At 64.3% G+C, this 20,823-nt stretch carries 18 protein-coding genes; 4 read left to right on the top strand and 14 right to left on the bottom strand.

The genetic code is table 11. The features are described 5' to 3' along the window. Position 1 precedes the first annotated feature (1 nt). From ybeY to tsaB, 7 genes are all read right to left on the bottom strand, one after another. On the bottom strand, positions 2–511 hold the full coding sequence (gene ybeY / locus IVB45_RS36460) for an rRNA maturation RNase YbeY (RefSeq protein ID WP_018455806.1): 510 nt from the start codon (positions 509–511) through the stop codon (positions 2–4). A 61-nt stretch (positions 512–572) separates the two neighbouring features. Then, a complete protein-coding gene (locus IVB45_RS36455; protein WP_247357437.1) occupies positions 573–1,631 on the bottom strand; it encodes a PhoH family protein in 1,059 nt (352 codons plus the stop codon). A gap of 4 nt (positions 1,632–1,635) precedes the next feature. Next, on the bottom strand, positions 1,636–3,024 hold the full coding sequence (gene miaB / locus IVB45_RS36450) for a tRNA (N6-isopentenyl adenosine(37)-C2)-methylthiotransferase MiaB (RefSeq protein ID WP_247357438.1): 1,389 nt from the start codon (positions 3,022–3,024) through the stop codon (positions 1,636–1,638). Positions 3,025–3,213: 189 nt separating this feature from the next. Then, entirely contained in the window at positions 3,214–3,894 is a 681-nt protein-coding gene (locus IVB45_RS36445) for an HAD family hydrolase (RefSeq protein ID WP_247357439.1), read from the bottom strand. Beyond that, positions 3,894–4,349 (bottom strand): Fur family transcriptional regulator, encoded by a 456-nt coding sequence (locus tag IVB45_RS36440; protein WP_007598312.1) that lies wholly within the window; start codon positions 4,347–4,349, stop codon positions 3,894–3,896. Before IVB45_RS36440 ends, IVB45_RS36445 begins: the two co-directional genes overlap by 1 nt. Positions 4,350–4,387: 38 nt before the next feature. Beyond that, positions 4,388–4,873 carry a ribosomal protein S18-alanine N-acetyltransferase gene (gene rimI / locus IVB45_RS36435; protein WP_247357440.1) on the bottom strand — a complete coding sequence of 162 codons (486 nt, stop codon included), beginning with the start codon at positions 4,871–4,873 and terminating at the stop codon, positions 4,388–4,390. Next, complete coding sequence (tsaB, locus tag IVB45_RS36430; protein WP_247285131.1) at positions 4,870–5,565, bottom strand: tRNA (adenosine(37)-N6)-threonylcarbamoyltransferase complex dimerization subunit type 1 TsaB; 696 nt, start codon at positions 5,563–5,565, stop codon at positions 4,870–4,872. Before tsaB ends, rimI begins: the two co-directional genes overlap by 4 nt. Positions 5,566–5,872: 307 nt before the next feature. On the opposite strand from tsaB, the gene IVB45_RS36425 reads away from it, so the two are divergent. After that, entirely contained in the window at positions 5,873–7,558 is a 1,686-nt protein-coding gene (locus IVB45_RS36425; RefSeq protein ID WP_247357441.1) for a PAS domain-containing protein, read from the top strand. A 104-nt stretch (positions 7,559–7,662) separates the two neighbouring features. Here the strand turns inward: IVB45_RS36425 and IVB45_RS36420 are convergent, their stop codons facing one another. The 4 genes from IVB45_RS36420 to murJ all read right to left on the bottom strand — a co-directional run bounded on the left by IVB45_RS36420 (position 7,663) and on the right by murJ (position 11,684). Further along, positions 7,663–8,232: a NifU family protein gene (locus IVB45_RS36420; RefSeq protein WP_247357442.1), complete on the bottom strand. Its 570-nt coding sequence runs from the start codon at positions 8,230–8,232 to the stop codon at positions 7,663–7,665. 173 nt (positions 8,233–8,405) lie between these two features. Beyond that, positions 8,406–8,900: a universal stress protein gene (locus IVB45_RS36415; RefSeq protein ID WP_247357443.1), complete on the bottom strand. Its 495-nt coding sequence runs from the start codon at positions 8,898–8,900 to the stop codon at positions 8,406–8,408. Positions 8,901–9,007: 107 nt separating this feature from the next. Then, positions 9,008–10,060 (bottom strand): tryptophan--tRNA ligase, encoded by a 1,053-nt coding sequence (trpS, locus tag IVB45_RS36410; protein ID WP_247285135.1) that lies wholly within the window; start codon positions 10,058–10,060, stop codon positions 9,008–9,010. Positions 10,061–10,133: 73 nt separating this feature from the next. Further along, positions 10,134–11,684 (bottom strand): murein biosynthesis integral membrane protein MurJ, encoded by a 1,551-nt coding sequence (murJ, locus tag IVB45_RS36405; RefSeq protein ID WP_247357444.1) that lies wholly within the window; start codon positions 11,682–11,684, stop codon positions 10,134–10,136. A 125-nt stretch (positions 11,685–11,809) separates the two neighbouring features. Here murJ and IVB45_RS36400 point away from each other — a divergent pair, with 125 nt between their 5' ends. Then, the gene (locus IVB45_RS36400; protein ID WP_247357445.1) at positions 11,810–12,811 is read left to right on the top strand and encodes an adenosine kinase; all 1,002 of its coding nucleotides are present in this window, start codon (positions 11,810–11,812) and stop codon (positions 12,809–12,811) included. Positions 12,812–12,961: 150 nt separating this feature from the next. On the opposite strand, the gene IVB45_RS36395 is transcribed toward IVB45_RS36400, so the two are convergent. Both IVB45_RS36395 and IVB45_RS36390 read right to left on the bottom strand, forming a co-directional pair. Next, entirely contained in the window at positions 12,962–14,656 is a 1,695-nt protein-coding gene (locus IVB45_RS36395) for an AMP-binding protein (protein WP_247357446.1), read from the bottom strand. Positions 14,657–14,735: 79 nt separating this feature from the next. Next, on the bottom strand, positions 14,736–15,929 hold the full coding sequence (locus IVB45_RS36390) for a serine hydrolase domain-containing protein (protein WP_247357447.1): 1,194 nt from the start codon (positions 15,927–15,929) through the stop codon (positions 14,736–14,738). A 347-nt stretch (positions 15,930–16,276) separates the two neighbouring features. Between IVB45_RS36390 and IVB45_RS36385 the strand changes: the two genes are divergently transcribed. Together IVB45_RS36385 and IVB45_RS36380 are read left to right on the top strand one after the other, a co-directional pair. After that, positions 16,277–16,597 (top strand): hypothetical protein, encoded by a 321-nt coding sequence (locus tag IVB45_RS36385; protein ID WP_027566114.1) that lies wholly within the window; start codon positions 16,277–16,279, stop codon positions 16,595–16,597. Positions 16,598–16,719: 122 nt separating this feature from the next. Continuing rightward, positions 16,720–18,213: an NAD-dependent succinate-semialdehyde dehydrogenase gene (locus IVB45_RS36380; protein WP_247357448.1), complete on the top strand. Its 1,494-nt coding sequence runs from the start codon at positions 16,720–16,722 to the stop codon at positions 18,211–18,213. A gap of 119 nt (positions 18,214–18,332) precedes the next feature. On the opposite strand, the gene IVB45_RS36375 is transcribed toward IVB45_RS36380, so the two are convergent. After that, on the bottom strand, positions 18,333–20,534 hold the full coding sequence (locus IVB45_RS36375) for a SulP family inorganic anion transporter (RefSeq protein ID WP_247358104.1): 2,202 nt from the start codon (positions 20,532–20,534) through the stop codon (positions 18,333–18,335). Between the last annotated feature and the right edge of the window lie 289 nt (positions 20,535–20,823).

Raw genomic sequence — 20,823 nt, 5'->3', positions numbered from 1 at the left:
CTCAATGCGTCCCTGGGCGGTCGGCATAGGGGTCGGGAATGCCGAGATGAGCCAGGATCTCTCGTTCGAGCGCTTCCATTTCCTCGGCGTCGTCTTCGTTTTCGTGGTCGTAGCCGACCAGATGCAGGAAACCGTGCACGGCGAGATGGCTCAAATGATGATCGAACGGTTTTTGTTCCTCGTCCGCCTCACGCCGCATGGTCTCGTAGGCGATCGCAATGTCGCCGAGCATGCGCGGCGCATCGCCTGGCTTCCAGTCGCCTTCCGGCTGCAGCGCGGGAAACGACAGCACGTTGGTCGGCTTGTCGATGCCGCGCCAGTTGCTGTTCAGGGTGCGGATGCCGGCATCATCGGTCAGCATTACCGCCACTTCCGCCTCCGCAACGTCTTCGTCGACATTCTCGGCGGCGGCCGCCACGGCGCGCTGGATCACGGCTTCGGATTCGGGCTCCCGCTGCCAGCAATCGGCGACGACGAGGACCTCGGTGATGGGAAGGTTGGGGTGTGACATTGTCCTTGTTCCGAACGAAGGGGCGCCGTGTCCGCGCCCATATGGTCCGGTTGCTGCCTCGTCAGGATTTACCGGCGGCCGGCCGCTGCGGCGACCCTTCGTAGGCGGAGACGATCCGCGCCACGAGCTCGTGGCGGATCACGTCTTCGGCCTTGAAATGAACTTGCGCAATGCCTTCGACGCCGCTCAGCAGGCGCGTCGCCTCGGCGAGGCCCGAGGTCTGGCCGTTCGGCAAGTCGATCTGCGAGGGATCGCCGGTGATGATCATGCGACTGTTTTCGCCAAGGCGGGTCAAAAACATCTTCATCTGCATCGACGTGGTGTTCTGCGCCTCGTCCAGGATGATGGCCGCGTTGGTGAGCGTGCGACCGCGCATGAAGGCGAGTGGCGCGATCTCGATCTCGCCGGTCTGCAGCGCGCGCTCGACAATGCGCGGGTCCATCAGGTCATAGAGCGCGTCGTAGATCGGGCGAAGATAAGGATCGACCTTCTCGCGGAGATCGCCGGGCAAAAAGCCGAGCCGCTCGCCGGCTTCCACCGCTGGGCGCGACAGGATGATCTTGTCGACTTCCTTGCGCTCGAACAGCTGCGCGGCATGCGCGACCGCGAGCCAGGTCTTGCCGGTGCCGGCGGGGCCGATGCCGAACACCAGCTCGTGGCGCTTCAGCGCGCGGATGTAGGAATCCTGCGCCGCCGTGCGCGCACGCACCGGGCGCTTGCGCAGATTGATGCTGTCGAAGGTGGATTTGGCCGACTTGGCATCGAACTCGAACAGCGAGCCCTGCGCGATCACGGCACGGATCGCGCCCTCGACCTCGCCCTGGTCGAGATCCTGTCCCTTCACGGCCTGGGCGTAGAGCGTCTCCAGCACCCGGCGCGCGGCATCGCAGCCGTCGCGCGAGCCGCCGATGGTGATGTGGTTGCCCTTGGAATCGACGACGACGCCGAGCCGCCGTTCGATCTGTGCCAAATGCTGGCCATAAGGGCCAACTAGCGCGGACGCGGCGCGGTTGTCATCGAAATCGATGACGACCTGGGTCTCGGGCGGAACCTGCATCTCGCGGTCAAATTTGCGGCTAGGAGCGATGGAAGAAGACGAATCCGATGCGCTTTTGGGCAAGGGTTCAGGCTCCAGTGGCGATGGGTGATAAAGCGGGCTCGTGCGCCATGGCGAGCTCACCGAGGAAGCTGTAGCGTTCAAGGCTGTCGATCCGGACCGGCAGGATTTGTCCGATGATGTCGGGCGAGGCCATCACATGCGCGGGCTGGAGGAATGCGGTGCGGCCGACGATCTGGCCGTCCTTGCGGGCCGGACGCTCGAACAGCACATCGACCGTTGAGCCAATCGCAGCCTTGTTGAAGGCCGATTGCTGGCTGTCGATCAGTTCCTGGAGCCGCTCCAATCGCTGGTCCATCTCGGAAGGGGACACCGTCTCCTGCATGTCCGCGGCCGGCGTTCCCGGCCGGGCGGAGTATTTGAACGAATATGCCGCAGCGTAGCCGATTTGCGTGACGAGCGCGAGGGTGGCGAGAAAATCTTGCTCGCTCTCGCCCGGGAAGCCGACGATAAAATCTGATGAAAAAGCAATGTCTTGGCGTGCGGACCGGAAACGGTCGACGACACGCCGATAATCATCGGCGGTATGTTTCCGGTTCATGGCGGCCAGAATCCGGTCCGAGCCCGACTGCACCGGCAGGTGCACGAAGGGCATCAGCGCGCCGAGATCGCGATGGGCTGCAATCAAGCTGTCATCGACATCGCGCGGATGGCTGGTCGAATAACGCAGCCGCGCGACGCCCGGGAGCGCCGCGAGGTGCTCCAGCAGCCTGCCGAGCGGCCAGCTTTTTCCGTCCGGTCCCTCGCCGTGATAGGCGTTGACGTTCTGTCCGATCAGCGTGAGCTCGCGCACGCCGTTCTCGGTGAGCCGCTTCACGTCGTCGACGATCTTTGTCACCGGCCGCGAGACTTCCGAGCCACGCGTGTAAGGCACGACGCAGAAGGTGCAGAACTTGTCGCAGCCTTCCTGCACCGTGACGAAAGCGGAAATGCCGCGGGCGCGGATCGTGCCGGGCTTGGGCTGGGCGAGGAAGCCGAACTTGTCCTGAGCCGGGAATTCGGTCTCGAGGGCGCGGCCCTCATTGCCGGCGCGCTTCAACAGCTGCGGCAAATGATGATAGCTCTGCGGACCGACGACGACATCGACTGCGGGTGCACGGCGCACGATCTCCTCGCCCTCGGCCTGTGCCACGCAGCCCGCGACCGCGATCTGCATGGTGCGCCCATCGCGCGCGGCGGCGTCCTTGGCGACGCGCAGGCGGCCGAGCTCCGAATAGACCTTTTCCGAGGCCTTCTCGCGGATATGACAGGTGTTGAGGATGACGAGATCGGCGTCATCAGCGCTGGCCGTCTCCACGAATCCTTCCGGGGCCAGCGTGTCCACCATGCGCTGGGCATCGTAGACGTTCATCTGGCAGCCATATGATTTGATGTGCAGCTTGCGCGGCGGCGTCATGGAACCCGGAATTGAGGTGGGAGGACCGCCCTCAGATATAGGCTGGCGCCGCGGAAATCCAGCGATTGGGGGTCTTTGGGCTGTCAATCCGGGGCGACCGCCGGCGGGAGCCTGGAATCCCGCCAAAATCTATGGATTCGGGGCGCACGTGCGCCCCGGTCGCCAAGTGCCCTGAGAAAGTGCCCTGAATCAGCCCGCCATGGTGTCCGCCGCGACCCGCCGGACCAGCTCCGGTAATTGCCGCATATCGTCGAACGTCAATCCGGCCCCGGCGGCCCGGAGCCTTTCAGCATGGCCCGGCGGGCAATGGCTGCCACCGTGAAAGCCGAGCACGGTCATCCCGGCGGCATGCGCGCCGGTCACCCCGGGGACGCTGTCCTCGATCACGAGGCACCGCTCCGGCGCGACTTTCATCTGCGCGGCGGCGAACAGAAAAAGATCGGGCGCGGGCTTGCCGCGCGCGACCTGGCTTGCGGAAAAGATGTTCGGAGCAAGCAGATCGTAGAGACCGGCGCAGGTCAGGCCATGATGGATCTTCTCCGGCGTGCCGCTCGACGCGACGCATTTGGGCAAATCGATTGCGCCAATCGCTGCGGCCACATGGGTGATCGGCTGCAAATCGCTGGCATAGAATTGCAGCGTCGCCGCATTCACTTGGCTCTCGAGATCGTCGGGAAGGTTGCGGCCGATCTCCTGTTCGACCATTCGCCGTGCGTCTTTCTCGGATACGCCGAGAAAGCGGACCAGCACCTGCTCCGATGTGATCGGATAGCCGTGCCTCGACAGCACATCCGCATGCGCGCGACAGGAGATCACCTCGCTGTCCACGAGCACGCCATCGCAATCGAAGATGACGAGATCGATGGCCACTAACTTGTGGGTTTGTCGTCGTCGAGCGGGACGCAATAGAGTTCGAGCCGATGATCGACCAGCTTGTAACCGAGCTTGCGGGCGATCTCCGCCTGGAGCTTCTCGATCTCCTCGGAGGTGAACTCTATCACCTTGCCGTCGCGCAGGTTGATGAGGTGGTCGTGATGGCTGTCGCGCATCTGCTCGTAGCGCGCGCGGCCTTCGCGGAAGTCATGGCGCTCGATGATGCCCGCATCCTCGAACAGTTTGACGGTGCGATACACGGTCGAGATCGAGATCTTGTCGTCGACGGCGACGCAACGGCGATACAGTTCCTCGACATCGGGATGATCGACCGCCTCCGCGAGCACGCGGGCGATGACACGGCGCTGCTCGGTCATGCGCATGCCGGTGGCGGCACAGCGCGCCTCGATGCCGGATGCCTTGGAAGCGGGGGAAGGTTTAAGACCAGTCATGTGATGTCCGCCTGACGGGGCGCTTTCTGCCATCAATGTTACGACAAGTCACGTCGCATCAGAAGTGCGTTCAATTGTTCCCCGTTCGGCTGCTTATAGTAGCGTTCGCGGCGTCCGACCACCATGAATCCGGTTCGGTCGTAGAGCCGCCGCGCCGGCTGGTTATTTTCCTCGACTTCGAGAAATATTGTGCGCACGCCGCGGCCTGCCAGATGGCCGAGATGGGTCATCAGCAACGTGCGAGAGAGGCCGCGTCCGCGATGGGCCTGGTCGACCGCGATCGAGAGGATCTCCGCTTCGTCCGCGCCGATCCGCGACACCGCGAAGCCCACGGTCTTGCGGCCGAGGCGCAACCGATGCACCAGCGTGTTGCGCTCGCTGAGCATGCTCTCGAACTCGCCTTCGCCCCAACCGCGTGCGAACGAGGCGCCGTGGAGTTGCGCGAGCCGTGCGACGTCGCGCGCGACAGCCGGCTCGACGACGGCCGTATCGCCGCGCCACCATTCCGAGAACCATCTCATCATGAGCTTGCGGCTTGTGCTGCAAGCGGCAGTTGTGTGGACGGCTTTGCGTCGGGCGCTCGCAGGTAGAACGGCCGCGCCGGATTTGTCGCGGGATCGGCCGCGGCGCCAAGCCATGCGACCCAGCCGATGTCAGGCGCGGGCTGCGCGTCGACCGCGACCGGCTGCGGCACATCTTTCGGCCAGCGCTCGGCGAGGATCTTCGCGGCATTGCCGACCAGATGCGGCGCGCCGAATTGCGACGCCGCGATCGCTTCGTCGATGGGAGCGACGGCTGGCCGTACCAGCTGGCTGCCGTCACCAGCCACGATCTGGAAGTAGACGTGATCATGCCGCGCGTCGATCGCCGAGATCACCGGCGCCGCTCCGCTCTGGCCGACGACGGCGGCGGCATAGGCCGACAAGGTGGTCAGGCCGACGGCGGGCCGCTTCGCAGCAAGCGCAAGGCCGCGAGCCGCCGAAATGCCGACACGCAGGCCGGTGAAACTTCCGGGGCCCATGGTGACCGCGACGCGGTCCAGCGCGGTGAAGGCGAGATTGGCTGACTGCATCACGCGCGCGATCATCGGCATCAGCGCTTCGGCGTGGCCGCGCTTCATCAGAAGCTGCTCCTGTGCGAGGAGCTGGCCGGAATCGGTGTCGAGAACGGCGACCGCGCACGCTTCCAGCGCGGTATCGATGGCAAGGATCAGCATCGAATCAGCTTAGTCGGTTGGACCCCGATCGAACCAGAGCAAGTTTCATGTCTCGATCAGCGCACCATCCGCCCGTAATTCTACGTAAGCGCGAATGCAGTCGATCTTTCGTGCCCGATTTTGGAAGCGAATGCATCTATTTGCAACCTCTAGGCTATCTAAGCCATTGAAATATTTTGACTTTAAGGAAGCGTTAGCGATCGGCTGACATTTTCCCAGGACGGAAAAGCGAGTCAACGACGACTCGGACGATGCATTTTTGGCAGATCAAGCCACGCTCGCTCCGGTCATTTGGAAAGGTCTATTAATGTCTTTTTGGCGAAGCGGTTCTTCGGCAAGGGAGGCTTTGGCTCAGGTCATCGCGCTCGGCAAGTCACAGGCGGTGATCGAGTTCAAGCTCGACGGCACAATCCTTACAGCGAACGAAAATTTTCTGGATGCTATGGGCTATCGGCTCGACGAGATCCAGGGCAAGCACCACAGCCTGTTCGTCACGCCGGAAGAGCGAGGCAGCGTTGCCTATCGCGAATTCTGGGCGCGTCTTGGCCGCGGCGAGTACCAATCCGCCGAATACAAGCGGCTCGGCAAGGGCGGCCGGGAGATCTGGATTCAGGCATCCTACAATCCGATCGTCGACGAGGCCGGCAAGCCCGTGAAGGTCGTCAAGTTCGCCACCGACATCACCGCGCGCAAGATTCGCAGCCTCGAGGATGCCGGCAAGATTTCCGCGATCGGCCGTGCGCAAGCCGTAATCGAATTCAATCTCGACGGCACGATCATCACCGCCAATGAGAACTTCCTGAGCGTCGTGGGCTATCGGCTCGATGAGATCCAGGGCCGCCATCACAGCATGTTCGTGGGCGCCGGCGAGAGCGACAGCCCAGCCTATCGCGAGTTCTGGGCGAAGCTGGCGCGCGGCGAGTATCAATCCGCCGAATACAAGCGGTTCGGCAAGGGAGCTAAGGAAGTCTGGATTCTCGCCTCCTACAATCCGATCCTCGATGAGGCCGGCAAGCCGTTCAAGGTGGTGAAGTTCGCCAGCGACATCAGTGCGCAGAAGCTCACGAACGCGAACTTCGCCGGACAGATCGAGGCGATCGGCAAGTCGCAGGCGGTGATCGAGTTCGACATGGACGGAAAGGTGCTGACCGCCAACGAGAATTTCCTCGGTGCGCTCGGCTATACGCTCCCTGAGATCGTCGGCCGGCACCACAGCCTGTTCATGCCGCAGGATGAACATGACAGCGAAGCCTATCGCGCCTTCTGGACCAGGTTGAACGCCGGCGAATTCCAGACGGGTGAATACCAGCGTGTCGGCAAGGCCGGGCGGCAGGTCTGGATCCAGGCCTCCTACAATCCGATCCGCGATCTCAATGGCAACCCGTTCAAGGTCGTGAAATACGCCTCCGATACCACCGCGCAGGTGAACGCGCGCAAGCGCAGCGAAAAGGTGCGCAGCATGATGGAATCGGTCGCCGCCGGAGCCGAGGAACTGAATGCATCGGTGCGCGAGATCGCGGAAGCCATGACCCGCTCCCGCGAGACCGCATCGACCGCGGTCGACCGGGTCGAGGCCGCGGACCAACAGGCGCAACGGCTGACCCGGGCGGCGGAATCGATGAGCACGATCGTACAACTCATCGGCAACATCACCGGCCAGATCAATCTGCTTGCGCTCAACGCCACCATCGAATCCGCGCGCGCCGGCGAAGCCGGTCGCGGCTTTGCGGTGGTTGCATCCGAGGTGAAAAATCTCGCCAATCAGGCCAAGCAGGCGGCGGATCGGATCGAACAGGAGATCGGCAATCTCAACGGCATCTCGGTCGATGTCGTCGCCGCGTTGGACTCGATCAAGAGTGCGATCCAGGGCGTCAGCGAGTATGTGTCGTCAACGGCTGCGGCGGTCGAGGAGCAGAGCACGGTCACCGAAGAAATGTCGGCAAGCATGCGCAAGGCGGCGGAAGAGGCCGCGAGCATCGCTCAGGCTGCGTAGAGAAATTTCGTAAGGCGGGCGAAGCGTAGCGTGCTCACCACTTATGCTGCGGTTCGCGGTGGTGGGCACGGCGCAAATGCGCCTTTGCCCACCTTGCGACAGCGTCACATCGGCCGGACTTCGACCACGTCGGGGACGAAGTGCTTGAGCAGGTTCTGGATGCCGTGCTGGAGCGTCGCGGTCGACGACGGGCAGCCGGCGCAGGAGCCCTTCATGTTGAGATAGACGATACCGTCCTTGAAGCCGCGGAAGGTGATGTCGCCGCCGTCATTGGCGACCGCCGGGCGCACGCGGGTCTCGATCAGATCCTTGATCATGTCGACCGTCTCGGCATCGGCCTCGTCGAAGAATTCGTCCTCGTCGTCGAGATCGGAATCGCTCGCGGCGGCACCGTCGGCGAGCAGCGGCGCGCCGGACATGTAGTGCTCCATGATGGCGCCGAGGATCGCGGGCTTGAGCTGCTGCCACTCACCGTTCGCCTTGGTCACGGTGATGAAGTCCGATCCGTAGAACACGCCGGTGACGCCGGGGACCTCGAACAGCTTTTCGGCAAGCGGCGAGCGTGCGGCCGATTCGCGGCTCGCAAATTCCATCGGTCCGCCGTCGACCACGACGCGGCCGGGAATGAACTTCAGCGTGGCGGGATTGGGGGTGGCTTCGGTTTGAATGAACATGGTTTTCTCCAGACGTCGCCGGTTCAAGGCCGGCGCGTGCTCTATCCACTAGCAGATGGCGACGGCGAACGCACGGTCAAGGGGTAAGCTGGCCGTTCATCTGTTATATCAGCGGGTTAGGGCGCCCGCTTCTCCCTCTCCCGGCCAACGAGGCGAGGCGAAAGAGCAGCAGTCTAGGACAGCGAATCCACGCTCTGGTCGCTCAGCGCGCCGGAAATGACCGTCACCGGCACCGGGAACGTGCCCAGCGCGTGCGCGAGCAGGTTGACCAATGGCCCCGGGCCTTCCGCGCCAGGATTCGCGGCGAGCACCAGCATGGCGATGTCGGGGTCCTCGTCGATCACCGCCAGCAGCTGTTCCATTGCGGTGCCCTCGCGGATCACCCGTTCCGGCGTGATCGCGGCGATGCCGTTGGCGCGGCCGGCGGCACGGTCGAGCGCGGCTTCTGCCGCCTCCTGCGCCTCGGCGCGCATGATGTCGGCGACCCCCAGCCATTCCTGGCTCTGCTGTTCGGGCTCGATGATGCGGAGCATCACCACGCCGCCGCCGGCCCGGATCGCCCAGCGGCTGGCGTAATAGACCGCGCGATCCCATTCGGCGGTGTCGTCGACGATGACGAGGCATTTGGGCTTGTGACCCGGCTCGAAGCAAAGTCGCTTGCTGGTCATGCATGTCCCGGAATGTGCACGGCTGACATGCTGCCACACTCCGTCTCGCTTGGGGAGAGCAGAAGCGGCCGGCGCCGTGGCGTCGGCCGCGGTTTCGCGAACGCGCCTCAGCGCCGGCGAATGAAGCCGACGATGTCCTTCGAGAGCTTCATGGTCTCGTCGGCGATCGCACGCGCGCGGTCGGCGCCGTCGTTCAGGATCGTGTCGATATGGCCGGGGTCGGCGACGAGGCGCTTCATCTCGCCGGCGATCGGCGCGAGTTTGGTGACGCACAAATCCACCAGCGCGTTCTTGAAGCTGGAGAACTGGCCGCCGCCGAAATCCCTGAGCACGTCAGCCTTGGAGCGGCCGGAGAGCGCGGCGAAGATGCCGACGAGATTGTCGGCCTCGGGGCGCGCTTCCAGACCCTTCTCTTCGGTCGGCAGCGGCTCCGGGTCGGTCTTGGCCTTGCGCACCTTCTGCGCGATGGTGTCGGCGTCGTCGGTCAGATTGATGCGCGAATTATCCGACGCGTCCGACTTCGACATCTTCTTGGTGCCGTCGCGCAAGCTCATCACGCGCGTCGCCGGGCCCGTGATCAAGGGTTCCGGGAGCGGGAAGAACAGGCCGTCATTGGCGCCGAGGTTGCGGATCGAGTCGCCGAAGTCATTGTTGAACTTCTGCGCAATGTCGCGCGACAGCTCGAGATGCTGCTTCTGGTCCTCGCCGACCGGCACGTGGGTGGCGCGGTAGAGCAGAATGTCGGCCGCCATCAGCACGGGATAGTCGAACAGACCGACGGACGCGTTCTCGCGGTCCTTGCCGGCCTTCTCCTTGAACTGGGTCATGCGACCAAGCCAGCCCATGCGCGCGACGCAGTTGAAGATCCAGGCGAGCTCGGCGTGGCCCGAGACCTGGCTCTGGTTGAACACGATGTGCTTGCTCGGATCGATGCCGCTGGCGATGAACGCCGCGGTCACCTCGCGGGTATTGCGCGCGAGCTCGACCGGTCCACCCCAGACGTCCACGCCCTGCGTAATCGCGTGCATGTCGACGACGCAATAGATGCAGTTGTGGGTTTCCTGCATCTTCACGAAGTTGACGATCGCGCCGAGATAATTGCCGAGGTGCAGATTGCCCGTCGGCTGGACGCCCGAAAAAACCCGTTCAACGAATGGCATGGCAGCTTCCCTGCAAGATACGGGGCGTCGTTTCCAACAGCGGCGCTGCCCCGTCAAGGGAATTTCGCTGACCTCAGGCGTCAGGATCGGGCTGGGCGGGGCGCTTCAAGGCACCGGCGGCCTCGCGCCAGGACGCGACGCCGAGGATTTGCAGGAGCAAGCCATAGACGATGATTCCGGCGGCGATCTGTGAGCCCAGCGCAATGAAGCGGATGAACCCATGGGCCTGTGCAGGCAAGAGACCCGCGGTCAGCCACAGCAGGCCGCCCATGGCGAGCGCGGCGAGCACGATGCGCGGCAGCCGGTTGCGGGCGCTGGCATCGACCGAGAAGCCGAATTCACGCGTGCCTTTCCGGAGCAACGAAATCGCACTGCTCCAGGCGCCGGCGGCAATGCTGGCGGCGATCCCGCTCGCGCCGAAGAAGTGACCGAGCAGGATCGCGAGCGCGACCGCGACCACGAACCCTTTCGCGGTCGCCAGCAGCGGCGTCATCGTGTCGCTGCGGGCAAAATAGGCCGGGGACAGCGCCTTGATCAGCACATGCGCCGGCAGTCCCAGCACCAGCCACACCAGTGCATGCGCCGTGGCCGCGCTGTCCTCCGCGCCAAAGGCGCCGTGTTCAAACAGCAGCCGCACGATCGGCTCGGCCAGCACGATCAGGCCGAGCGTCGCCGGCAGCGCCAGCCCGGTGGCGAGTTCCAGCGCGCGCGATTCCGCATAGGCAACCGCGTCGCGGTCACCGCTCCTCACCGCGCGCGTCAGCTCCGGCACCAGCACCGTACCAATGGCGACGCCGACAATACCAAGCGGCAGCTCGATCAGGCGGTTGGCGAAATAGAGCCAGGAGACCGCGGCAGGCGTGGCGGAGGCGATGATCGCGCCGGCAACCATCAGCCATTGCGGGCCGGAGCTCGCGATCATGCCCGGGATCGCCTTGGCGAAGAAGCCGCGCATGTCCTTGTCGAAGCTCACGCGCAGCGGGGTCGCCAGACGCGCGCTTCGCTGCGACAGCAGCATCAGGAGCTGCAACAGGCCGGCGATGCCGACGGTGGCCGCCAGCATCCACGCGGCGAAGGTTGCATCGGCATGCCCCAGCAGGAGTGCCGCGATCGCGGCGATCAGGGCGATGTTGAACAGCAGCGGCGAGAAGGCGGTGAGTGCAAAGCGCCCCTGCGCGTTGAGCAGGCCCATCAGCACCGTGACGGGTCCCGCGAAGGCGAGATAAGGCAGCATCAGCCGCGCATTCTGGACAGCGAGATCGAGCGATGCGCCGCCGACGAAGCCCGGCGCGATGATCATGATGGTCAGCGGCATCAAAAGTGCAATCGCGATCGAGATTGCGATCAGGCCCGCGCTGACCGTACCCAGCACGCGTCCCGCGAACGCCGCCGCAGCCGCCTCGCCTTTGCTGTCACGAACGCGCAGCCAGGCTGGGATCAACGCTGCATTCAGGGCGCCCTCGCTGAGCAGGCGCCGCACCACATTGACGAGCTGAAATGCCGCCAGAAACGCGTCCGCCACGACGCCGGTGCCGAGCAGCGCCGCGATCAGGGAATCGCGTGCAAAGCCCAGCAGCCGTGAAGCCAGTGTCCCCGTCGAGACGGTCAGGAAGGAGCGGATCATCGGAACTGCATAATACCGTTGCTTGCCCGCGAAGGGCCGGTCGTGATAGGCCGCGAACCAGATTTCAGACCGACAGGAAGCGGATTTCCGCGGGTATCGCAATCCGCCAAACAGGATCAAGGTGAATGGCTGACGTGAAATATGACGTTCTCGGCATCGGCAACGCGCTGTTCGACGTGTTGGTCAAGACCGACGAAGCCTTTCTGGGCAAGCACGGCATGACCAAGGGCAGCATGTCCCTGATCGACGAGGCACGGGCCGCCGCCATCTACAAGGACATGGGTCCGGCGACGGAAGTTTCCGGCGGTTCGGCTGCCAACACCATCGTCGGCATCGGCAGTCTCGGGGCGCGCGCCGCCTATGTTGGCAAGGTCAAGGACGACCAGATCGGAAAGCTCTACGTCCACGACATCCGCGCGGCCGGCGTCGCTTTCAACACGCCTGCGGCGAAGGACGGCCCTGCGACCGGCTGCTCCTACATCCTGGTGACCGATGACGGCGAGCGCACCATGAACACCTATCTCGGCGCCGCGCAGGACCTGTCGCCCGCCGACATCGACCCGGCCGAGATCGCCGCGGCCGGCATCGTCTACCTCGAGGGCTATCTCTGGGATCCCAAGAACGCCAAGGACGCCTTCGTCAAGGCGGCCAAGATCGCCCATGATGCCAAGCGCAAGGTGGCGCTGACATTGTCGGATTCCTTCTGCGTCGATCGTTATCGCGACGAGTTCCTGGGGCTGATGCGCAACGGCACCGTCGATATCGTGTTCGCCAACGAGTCCGAGCTGCATTCGCTCTACCAGACCTCCGATTTCGACACCGCGCTCAAGCAGTTGCGCAACGACGTCAATCTCGGCGTGGTCACCCGCAGCGAAAAGGGCTGCGTGGTGGTGACGCCAACTGATGCAGTCGCAGCGCCGGCGTCTCCGATCGCGAAACTCGTGGACACCACCGGCGCCGGCGACCTCTTCGCCGCCGGTTTCCTGTTCGGCCTGGCGCGTAACCTGCCCCACAAGCAGTGCGGCGAGCTCGGCGCGCTCGCAGCCGCCGAAGTGATCCAGCACATCGGCGCGCGTCCGCAGGTGTCGCTGAAGGAACTCGCAGGGCAGCGCGGCCTGACACTGTAACGCTCGTCTCTCTCCCCGTCATTGCGAGCGGCACTCTCCGCTGTCGTCACCCGGCTTGACCGGGTGACCCAGTATTCCAGAGCCGTCAGTGGGCTACGGAGAAGCCGCGGCGTACTGGATTCCCCGCCTTCGCGGGGAATGACAGGCAACCTACGCAGTCTTCGCGGCCTTCAGCCCAAGCCGTTGCTCCACCTGGTCGCGCATCAGGAATTTCTGGATCTTTCCGGTCACGGTCATCGGAAACTCGTCGACGAATTCCACATAACGCGGGATCTTGTTGTGGGCGATCTGGCCGTCGCAGAACGCGCGCACCTCTTCCATCGTCAGCGTCTCGCCGGACCTGACGCGGATCCAGGCGCAGAGTTCCTCGCCGTAGCGGGTATCGGCAACGCCAAAGATCTGCACGTCCTGGATCTTGGGATGGCGGTACAGAAATTCCTCGATCTCGCGGGGATAGAGGTTCTCGCCGCCGCGGATCACCATGTCCTTGATGCGGCCGACGATGTTGCAATAACCCTGGTCGTCGATGACGGCGATGTCGCCGGTATGCATCCAGCCGTTGGCGTCGAGCACATCGGCGGTCTTCTCCGTTTCCTCCCAATAGCCCAGCATCACGCTGTAGCCGCGGGTGCAGAGCTCGCCCCGTTCGCCGCGCTTGACGATCTTGCCGTCGAGATCGACGACCTTGACCTCGACATGCGGATGGATTCGTCCGACCGTCGAGACGCGGCGATCGAGCGGATCGTCGACGGCGCTCTGGAAGCTGACCGGGCTCGTCTCGGTCATGCCATAGGCGATCGTGACCTCGCCCATGTTCATCTCGCTATTGACGCGCTTCATCACCTCGATCGGGCAGGGTGCGCCGGCCATGATGCCGGTGCGCAGCGATGTCAGATCGAACTTTGAGAATTCGCCGTGGTCGAGTTCGGCGATGAACATCGTCGGCACACCGTACAGCGCGGTGCATTTTTCCTGCTCGATCGTCCGTAGCGTCGCCAGCGGATCAAACCCCTCGCCGGGATAGACCATCGTTGCGCCGAGCGTGACGGAGGCGAGGTTGCCCATGACCATGCCGAAGCAATGATAGAGCGGCACCGGAATGCAGATGCGGTCCTGTTCGGTCAGGCGCATGGCGCGGCCGACGAAATAGCCGTTGTTGAGAATGTTGTGATGGGTCAGCGTCACGCCCTTGGGCGATCCCGTCGTTCCGCTGGTGAACTGGATGTTGACGGCATCGTCGAATTGCAGCGAGGCGCCGAGCGCGGCGAGCTGCTCGCGATGCAGGGGTCCGCCCATGCCGGCGACCTCGTCGAACGGGATCGTGCCCGGGCAGGCGGGGCCGCCGATCTGGATTACGATGCGCAAGGCCGGCAGCCGCGCGGCGCGCAATTGCCCGGGCTTGGCGATCGCAAGCTCCGGCAACAGCGTGTTGAGCATGTCCATGTAGTTGCTGCTCTTGAACGCCGTCGCGGTGACGATGGCGCTGCATCCGACCTTGTGAAGCGCGAATTCCAGCTCGCTCAGCCGGTAGGCGGGATTGATCGTCACCAGGATGAGGCCGGCCTTGGCGGCGGCGAATTGGGTCAGCGTCCATTCCGGCCGGTTCAGCGACCAGATGCCGATCCGTTCGCCGCGTTCGAGGCCGAGCGCGACAAAGCCGGCGGCGAGCGCGTCGACCCGCTCGGCAAACTCCTTCCATGTCCATCTCACGCCGTGGCTGGGCGAGACCAGCGCCTCGCGATCGCCCCAGCGTCGCGCGGCCTGATCGAGGCTGCGCCCGATGGTGTCGCCGAGCAGCGGCGTGTCGGAGACGCCGCAAACGTAACTGTCGGCTTTGTCTGCCAAGATCGTGTCCTCCAGCCAGGTGCGTGGACGGCCGGAACAATAACCCCGGCCGTGACGCGTTGTGAGAGTCAGGCGTGCCTCACGCCGCCTTCTGCCCACTGCCGGCATCGAGCCCGGCATAGACGCCGCGCTCGAAGCCGGCAAAAGCCTCGAGACACTTTGCGTCGGCGAACGGCAGCAGCTGCATCAGGATCACGCCGGTGACGTCGCGCGCCGGGTCGATCCAGTAGTAGGTGTTGGCGAGGCCCGCCCAGGCGAGGCTGCCCGCGCTGCGGCCCTCGGCGGTCTTCGCGGTGTTGATCATGAAGCTGAGGCCCCACTTCTTCACCTGCTCCGGATAGAGATCGACGTCATTGGTGTACATCGGCGCCGCCGTGGTCATCTTGCCCATGGCGAGGTCGCCGATGTGGTTCTGCCCCATCGTCGCGATGGTCTCGGCCTTCAGCACCTGATTGCCGTTGCCGCGGCCCTTGTTCAGGATCATCTGGGTAAACCTGATATAGTCGGCCGCGGTCGAATAAAGGCCGCCCCCACCCATGTGGAATTCCGGCTCCTGCTCGAGCTCGAACGGGATCGCGGCGAGCTTGCCGTCCTCGCCGCGCGCATGCATGCCGACCAGGCGCTTGCGCATGTCGTCGGTGATCTTGAAGGCAGTGTCGCTCATGCCAAGCGGTGCGAACAGATTGTCGCGCAGATAGGCATCGAGGCGCTTGCCGCTGGCGGCTTCCACGGCCTTGCCGACGAAATCGATATTGGTGCCGTATTCCCAGCGCGTGCCGGGGTCGGTCATGATAGGCGTCTTCAATGCCGCGTTCTGGCAGGTGGTGATGGCGGGGATGCCGTTCTTGTCCAGATAGACCGCGAGATCGCCGTTCCACATGTTGTAGCAGAAGCCTGCCGTGTGGGTCATGAGCTGGCGCAGCGTGATCGGCCCCTTGGCCGGCCGCAGCTTGGCTTCGCCCTTGGCGTCAAAGCCTTCGAGCACCTGCGGCTTGGCGAGATCGGGCAACACCTCGCCGATCGGTGCATCCAGCGACAGCTTGCCCTGCTCGACGAGCTGCATCGCGCCCGCTGATGTCACCGCCTTCGTCATCGATGCGATCCAGAACACGCTGTCGGCGGTCATCGCATCCGGCTTGGACAGGTCGCGTTTGCCGAACGCGCCCTGATACAGCACGTCGGTACCGCTGGCGGCGATGGCGACGACGCCGGGAATTTCCCCGGCCTCGCTCTTCTGGCGCAGAATCTGGTCGATCTCAGCTTTGCCTTGCATCCGCGTTTCCTCCGGTTTGATTATTGTTGGAAGCGATCGATTGTCCTCCCGCGTGCGCCGCGCGGCAAGCGCATCCGCGTACCTGCCGCGGTCGCGATGTCGTGACTTGACGGTCGGCTCCCCGCGCACGACGACAAGGCGCTGAACTGCAATACCCCGTCACAATCTGCGGTGGATGGCCGCAACCAGCTGTGACCGTGGATGGCTGCTGGCGCTATGTTTCGACTGTTTTGACGCACTTGAAACATTTTGTGAGCTGCGGCGTTCAGCTCTCGGCCGAGCGACGGCCAACGTTAAGACTTGATGCAAATTTAGCGGCCGCCCACCGGCCGCGAGGGGGACCTCAGATGATTTCGACCTGGAGCGAATGGAAGCGCTATCCCCGTCCCGGACGGGGCGAGAATCTCGAGGCGCCGATCTCGCCCGGCATCTATGAGGTTCGCATCGCCGGCACCGGCGCGCTCTATTCATTTGGCGCGGTCGACAATCTGGCGCAGGCGCTGGCGCTACTGCCGGTCGGTTCAAAGTCCTGGTTCGGCCGCCGCAACGCGTCCGACGTCCCTGATCTCGAATATCGGACCTGCGCGACCTCCTCGAAGGCCGACGCCAAGGCCGCCGCCGAGCGCATGATCGGGCGGCGCGAGACCTATCTGAGCGGCGCGGCGTAAGTCCGCCGCTCCGAGCCTGGCTCCCAGCAGATGTGCGTTGCGGGACGGTGCATTGCGCGCCGCTTCTCCCTATATTCCGGCCGAACCGGAACAGCCCGCAAAAGCCCCGCAGGAGCAACGCCATGACCCCGACCGCCGCCGCACGTGCTCAGCACGCCACGTCCAATCTGCGCGACCGGTTGAAGGACCCGTCGCTTCTGAAGGAGGCTTGCTACATCGATGGCGCCTGGGTCGGCGCGCCGGTCTTCGCCGTCAACAATCCCGCGACCGGCGTCGAGCTCGCAAAGGTTCCGCAGCTTTCGGCCGATGACGCCACCAGGGCGGTCGAGGCCGCCGAGCGCGCCTTTCCGGGCTGGGCCAAGCACACCGCCAAGCAGCGCTCCAATATCTTGCGCAAATGGTTCGAGCTGATCATCGCCAACCGCGAGGACCTCGCGCTGATCCTCACCTCCGAGCAAGGCAAGCCGCTCGCCGAAGCCCTCGGCGAAGTCGACATCGGCGGCGCCTATGTCGAATTTTTCGCCGAGGAGGCCCGCCGCGTCTATGGCGAGACGATTCCGACGCAGCGGCCGGATGCGCGCTTGCTCGCGATCAAGCAGCCGATCGGGGTCTGCGGCGCGATCACGCCGTGGAATTTCCCGAACTCGATGATCACGCGAAAGGTTTCGCCGGCGCTTGCGGCCGGGTGCACCGTGGTGCTGAAGCCCGCCAATGAAACGCCGCTGTCGGCGCTGGCGCTGGCCGCGCTCGCGGAGAAGGCCGGCGTGCCCAAGGGCGTGTTCAACATCATCACCGGCGATGCAGCGCCGATCGGCAAGGTGCTGTGCGAGCATCCGGCCGTGCGTTTCGTCGGCTTCACCGGCTCGACCGCGGTCGGCAAGATTCTCTACCGACAGGCCTCCGTCGGAGTGAAGCGGCTCGGGCTCGAGCTCGGCGGCAACGCGCCGTTCGTGGTGTTCGACGACGCCGATATCGATGCGGCGGTCGAAGGCGCGATCGTCTCGAAATACCGCAACATGGGCCAGACCTGCGTCTGCGCCAACCGCATCTATGCCCAGGACAAGATCTACGACGAGTTCGTGCAGAAGCTGTCGAAGAAGGTCGCGGCGATGAAGATCGGCGACGGCACGGAAACCGGCGTCACGCAGGGCCCGTTGATCAATTTGAAAGCGGTCGACAAGGTCGAGCGCCACATTGCGGACGCCGTCAAGCGGGGTGCCAAGGTCGTCACCGGCGGCAAGCGCAGCGAGCTCGGGCGCTCGTTCTTCGAGCCGACGGTGCTTGCCGACGTCAAGCCGGACTCACTGGTGGCGCAGGAGGAAACCTTCGGCCCGCTCGCACCGGTGATCCGCTTCAAGGACGAGGCCGACGTCATCGCGATGTGCAACGCTTCGCCGTTCGGTTTGGCGTCGTACTTCTACTCCCGCGATCTCGGCCGCGTCTGGCGTGTCGCCGAGGCGCTGGAGTCGGGCATGGTCGGCGTCAACACCGGCCTGATCACCACCGAAGTCGCACCCTTCGGCGGCGTCAAGGAGAGCGGCCTCGGCCGCGAAGGCTCGCATCACGGCATGGAAGAATATGTCGAGATCAAATACGTGATGATGGCGGGGGTTTAGGTCGCCGTCATTCCTCCACGTCATTGCGAGCGAAGCGAAGCAATCCAGAATCTTTCCACCGAGACAGTCTGGATTGCTTCGTCGCAATAGCTCCTCGCAATGACGAAGCTACGCGCCAATCAACGTCGCAACACCGCGATCGTGCGGTTCGCAAAGGTCAGCCGCTCCGCCATCACAGACACGAAATAGGTCAGCAGCTTGTGGCTGAGTGCGGGATCCTCGGTCTTGATGGCGTCGAATTGGTGCGTGTTCAGCACGTAGAGCACGCTGTCGACCTCGGCCTGGATGGTGGCGCTGCGCGGTGTCTGTGATACCAGCCCCATCTCGCCGATCGTGGTGTAACGGCCGAGGCTGCGCACGCGCGTGCTGCGGTCGTCGTCGGCCGGGATCATGATGCCGACGCGGCCGTCGAGGATGAAATGCATGGAATCGGCGGGGTCGCCGGCTTGCACGATGACCTCGCCGGCTTCGACCTCGATGCGCTGGCAGCGGCGGATCAGCTCGTCGGCGCCGTCCTCGCTGCCGAGCATGCGCGTGAACCAGTCGCGCAGGCTGGCTTCTTCCTGCGCCAGCTCCTGATGCTGCGAGATGAGCTCGTTCTCGCACCATTCCAGCGCGCGATCGAGCTCGGGGATGATGGTGACGCCCTCGCCGACGAAGTCGCTGGAGCGCAGCACCTTCTCGGCTGTGGCCGACAGATGCACCAGGATCAGCTCGACGCCGAGTTCGCCGGCGCTGCGCTTGATCTGGGCAAAGCTATAGGCGGCCGATGAATCGACGCCAGTGACGAGCTTGAAGTCGAACAGCAGATAGCGGCATTCGGGGCGTTCCTGCAGCAGCTGCTTGACGTGCTGATAGAGCCGGTTGGCGGAGCCGAAGAACAGATAGCTCTGGAGATTGAGGCCGCGGATCTTGCCGCCATGGGCCAGCAGCACCTCCTGGTCGTCGCGCGAGCGATCGAGCGAGGAGCGGTACTCCGAGCCGTCGAAACTGTATTTGATCGACTCGACCCGCGCGGCGCTGAACGCAAAGGTCGTGCAGCCGATGATGACGCCGATCAGGATGCCCGGCACGAAACCCCAGGCGACGATGATCGCGATGATGGCGATCAGCGAGAGATATTCCAGCTTCGACAGCCGCTTGCGCGACTCGATGATCCATTTGTGCAACTGGTCGGCGCCGAGATAGAGCAACAGGCCGCCGAGCACGAATTTGGGGATGAAGCCGAGCAGCTCGGGTGCGACGGCGAGCACCAGCAGCGACAGCGCTGCGGCCGTGAGGCCGGACAGGCGCCCGCGGCCGCCGCTGGAGAAATTAAGCATCGAACGGCTGGTCGAGCTGCAGCCGGGGTAGCCGCCCAGCATGCCGGTCAGGATATTGGCGGCGCCGGTGACGTTCAGCTCACACTCCAGGTTGGCTTCGCGATGCGTGGCCACCTCGATGCCGGTGGTGTTGAACAGCGTGCTGGAGGCGGTGACGAAGATGACCGCGACGAGGTTGCCGAGCAGGTCCGGTATGGCAAACCAGGGATAGCGGGCGAGATCGTCGGTGTGCCAGGGCAGCACGAAGACCGCTTGCGGTGGGGACTGAAAGGTCCAGCCCAATGTGTGCGCCTCATCGGAGGAGACGCCGGTGATCCAGAACGCCAGATGCGCGGTGAGCACGCCGCCGACCAGGATGATCGGCAGTCCGAACGGGCTGCGCGAGCGGTGCCAGGTGAGATACAGCACCAGCGCCATCGCGCAGGCGGCACCCAGCTCCAGCAGGATGGTGCGGTTGGCGAAGTGCGACAGTGTCGCCAGTTGCAGCGGGTGGTCGGTGATCACCCGGACCGCACCCATGACGATGAGAAGTCCGGTTGCGCCCAGGAAGCCGCCGACCACCGGATAAGGCACGTAGCGGATGGCGCGGCCAAGCCGCGTCAGGCCCAGCCCACACAGCACCAATCCCGTCAGCATCGTCGACAGGCCGAGCGTGATCAGGATTGGTGACAGCAACGGCGCCGACAGGTGCGCCGTCTCGATGCGTTCGACCACCGAGGCTGCCAGGATACCCGTCACCGCGGCGGTCGAGCTGTCAGGGGCTGCAATCGCGAAGGGCAGGGAGCTGCCGAGCCCGACGACGGCCGCAAGCACCGCAGAGCTGACGAAAGTGGCCGTGATGCCGTAGGACAGATAGGGCGACAACGGCCCCGCGAAGATCAGCAGCGAGTAGGACAGTCCGAATGTGACGGTCAGGACGCTGGCGGCGCTCCCGCCCAATATATCAGTCAGCGCACGCTTGAGGGCCGGAGTGAGCCCGGCCGACGGAGTGAAGCCAATTGCTGGATCTGTCGCGCCGTAACACTCGCTCGTGAATATTTCCCTCCGAGAGGTAGACGACTGCGAGGCTAGCGCAACAGGATTCTTGCAAGCCGGATGGAAGAAACCGAAGCGCCCGCCATTGGTCGTCGTCCTGGCGAAAGCCAGGACCCATTACCCCAGGGAGCAGTTTGGCGAAGTCTGCGCATTCGGGATTTGCACCGAACGCACGCGATAAACCTCGCGGTATGGGCCCTGGCTTTCGCCAGGACGACGCAGGGGAGGCATCGAGCCGGCCGGCAATGACGGA

The organism is Bradyrhizobium sp. 4 (genome assembly GCF_023100905.1).
In the GTDB taxonomy this organism is placed as follows: domain Bacteria; phylum Pseudomonadota; class Alphaproteobacteria; order Rhizobiales; family Xanthobacteraceae; genus Bradyrhizobium.
The sequence above is the reverse complement of the archived record's forward strand: the minus strand, read 5'-3'. Positions and strand labels throughout refer to the sequence as shown.

What these genes read in the sequence shown, in the direction of transcription:
- ybeY (WP_018455806.1), bottom strand. Translation starts at nt 511, where the DNA reads ATGTCACACCCCAACCTTCCCATCACCGAGGTCCTCGTCGTCGCCGAT.
- miaB (WP_247357438.1), bottom strand. Translation starts at nt 3,024, where the DNA reads ATGACGCCGCCGCGCAAGCTGCACATCAAATCATATGGCTGCCAGATG.
- IVB45_RS36440 (WP_007598312.1), bottom strand. Translation starts at nt 4,349, where the DNA reads ATGACTGGTCTTAAACCTTCCCCCGCTTCCAAGGCATCCGGCATCGAG.
- rimI (WP_247357440.1), bottom strand. Translation starts at nt 4,873, where the DNA reads ATGATGAGATGGTTCTCGGAATGGTGGCGCGGCGATACGGCCGTCGTC.
- tsaB (WP_247285131.1), bottom strand. Translation starts at nt 5,565, where the DNA reads ATGCTGATCCTTGCCATCGATACCGCGCTGGAAGCGTGCGCGGTCGCC.
- IVB45_RS36425 (WP_247357441.1), top strand. Translation starts at nt 5,873, where the DNA reads ATGTCTTTTTGGCGAAGCGGTTCTTCGGCAAGGGAGGCTTTGGCTCAG.
- IVB45_RS36420 (WP_247357442.1), bottom strand. Translation starts at nt 8,232, where the DNA reads ATGTTCATTCAAACCGAAGCCACCCCCAATCCCGCCACGCTGAAGTTC.
- IVB45_RS36415 (WP_247357443.1), bottom strand. Translation starts at nt 8,900, where the DNA reads ATGACCAGCAAGCGACTTTGCTTCGAGCCGGGTCACAAGCCCAAATGC.
- trpS (WP_247285135.1), bottom strand. Translation starts at nt 10,060, where the DNA reads ATGCCATTCGTTGAACGGGTTTTTTCGGGCGTCCAGCCGACGGGCAAT.
- murJ (WP_247357444.1), bottom strand. Translation starts at nt 11,684, where the DNA reads ATGATCCGCTCCTTCCTGACCGTCTCGACGGGGACACTGGCTTCACGG.
- IVB45_RS36400 (WP_247357445.1), top strand. Translation starts at nt 11,810, where the DNA reads ATGGCTGACGTGAAATATGACGTTCTCGGCATCGGCAACGCGCTGTTC.
- IVB45_RS36390 (WP_247357447.1), bottom strand. Translation starts at nt 15,929, where the DNA reads ATGCAAGGCAAAGCTGAGATCGACCAGATTCTGCGCCAGAAGAGCGAG.
- IVB45_RS36385 (WP_027566114.1), top strand. Translation starts at nt 16,277, where the DNA reads ATGATTTCGACCTGGAGCGAATGGAAGCGCTATCCCCGTCCCGGACGG.
- IVB45_RS36380 (WP_247357448.1), top strand. Translation starts at nt 16,720, where the DNA reads ATGACCCCGACCGCCGCCGCACGTGCTCAGCACGCCACGTCCAATCTG.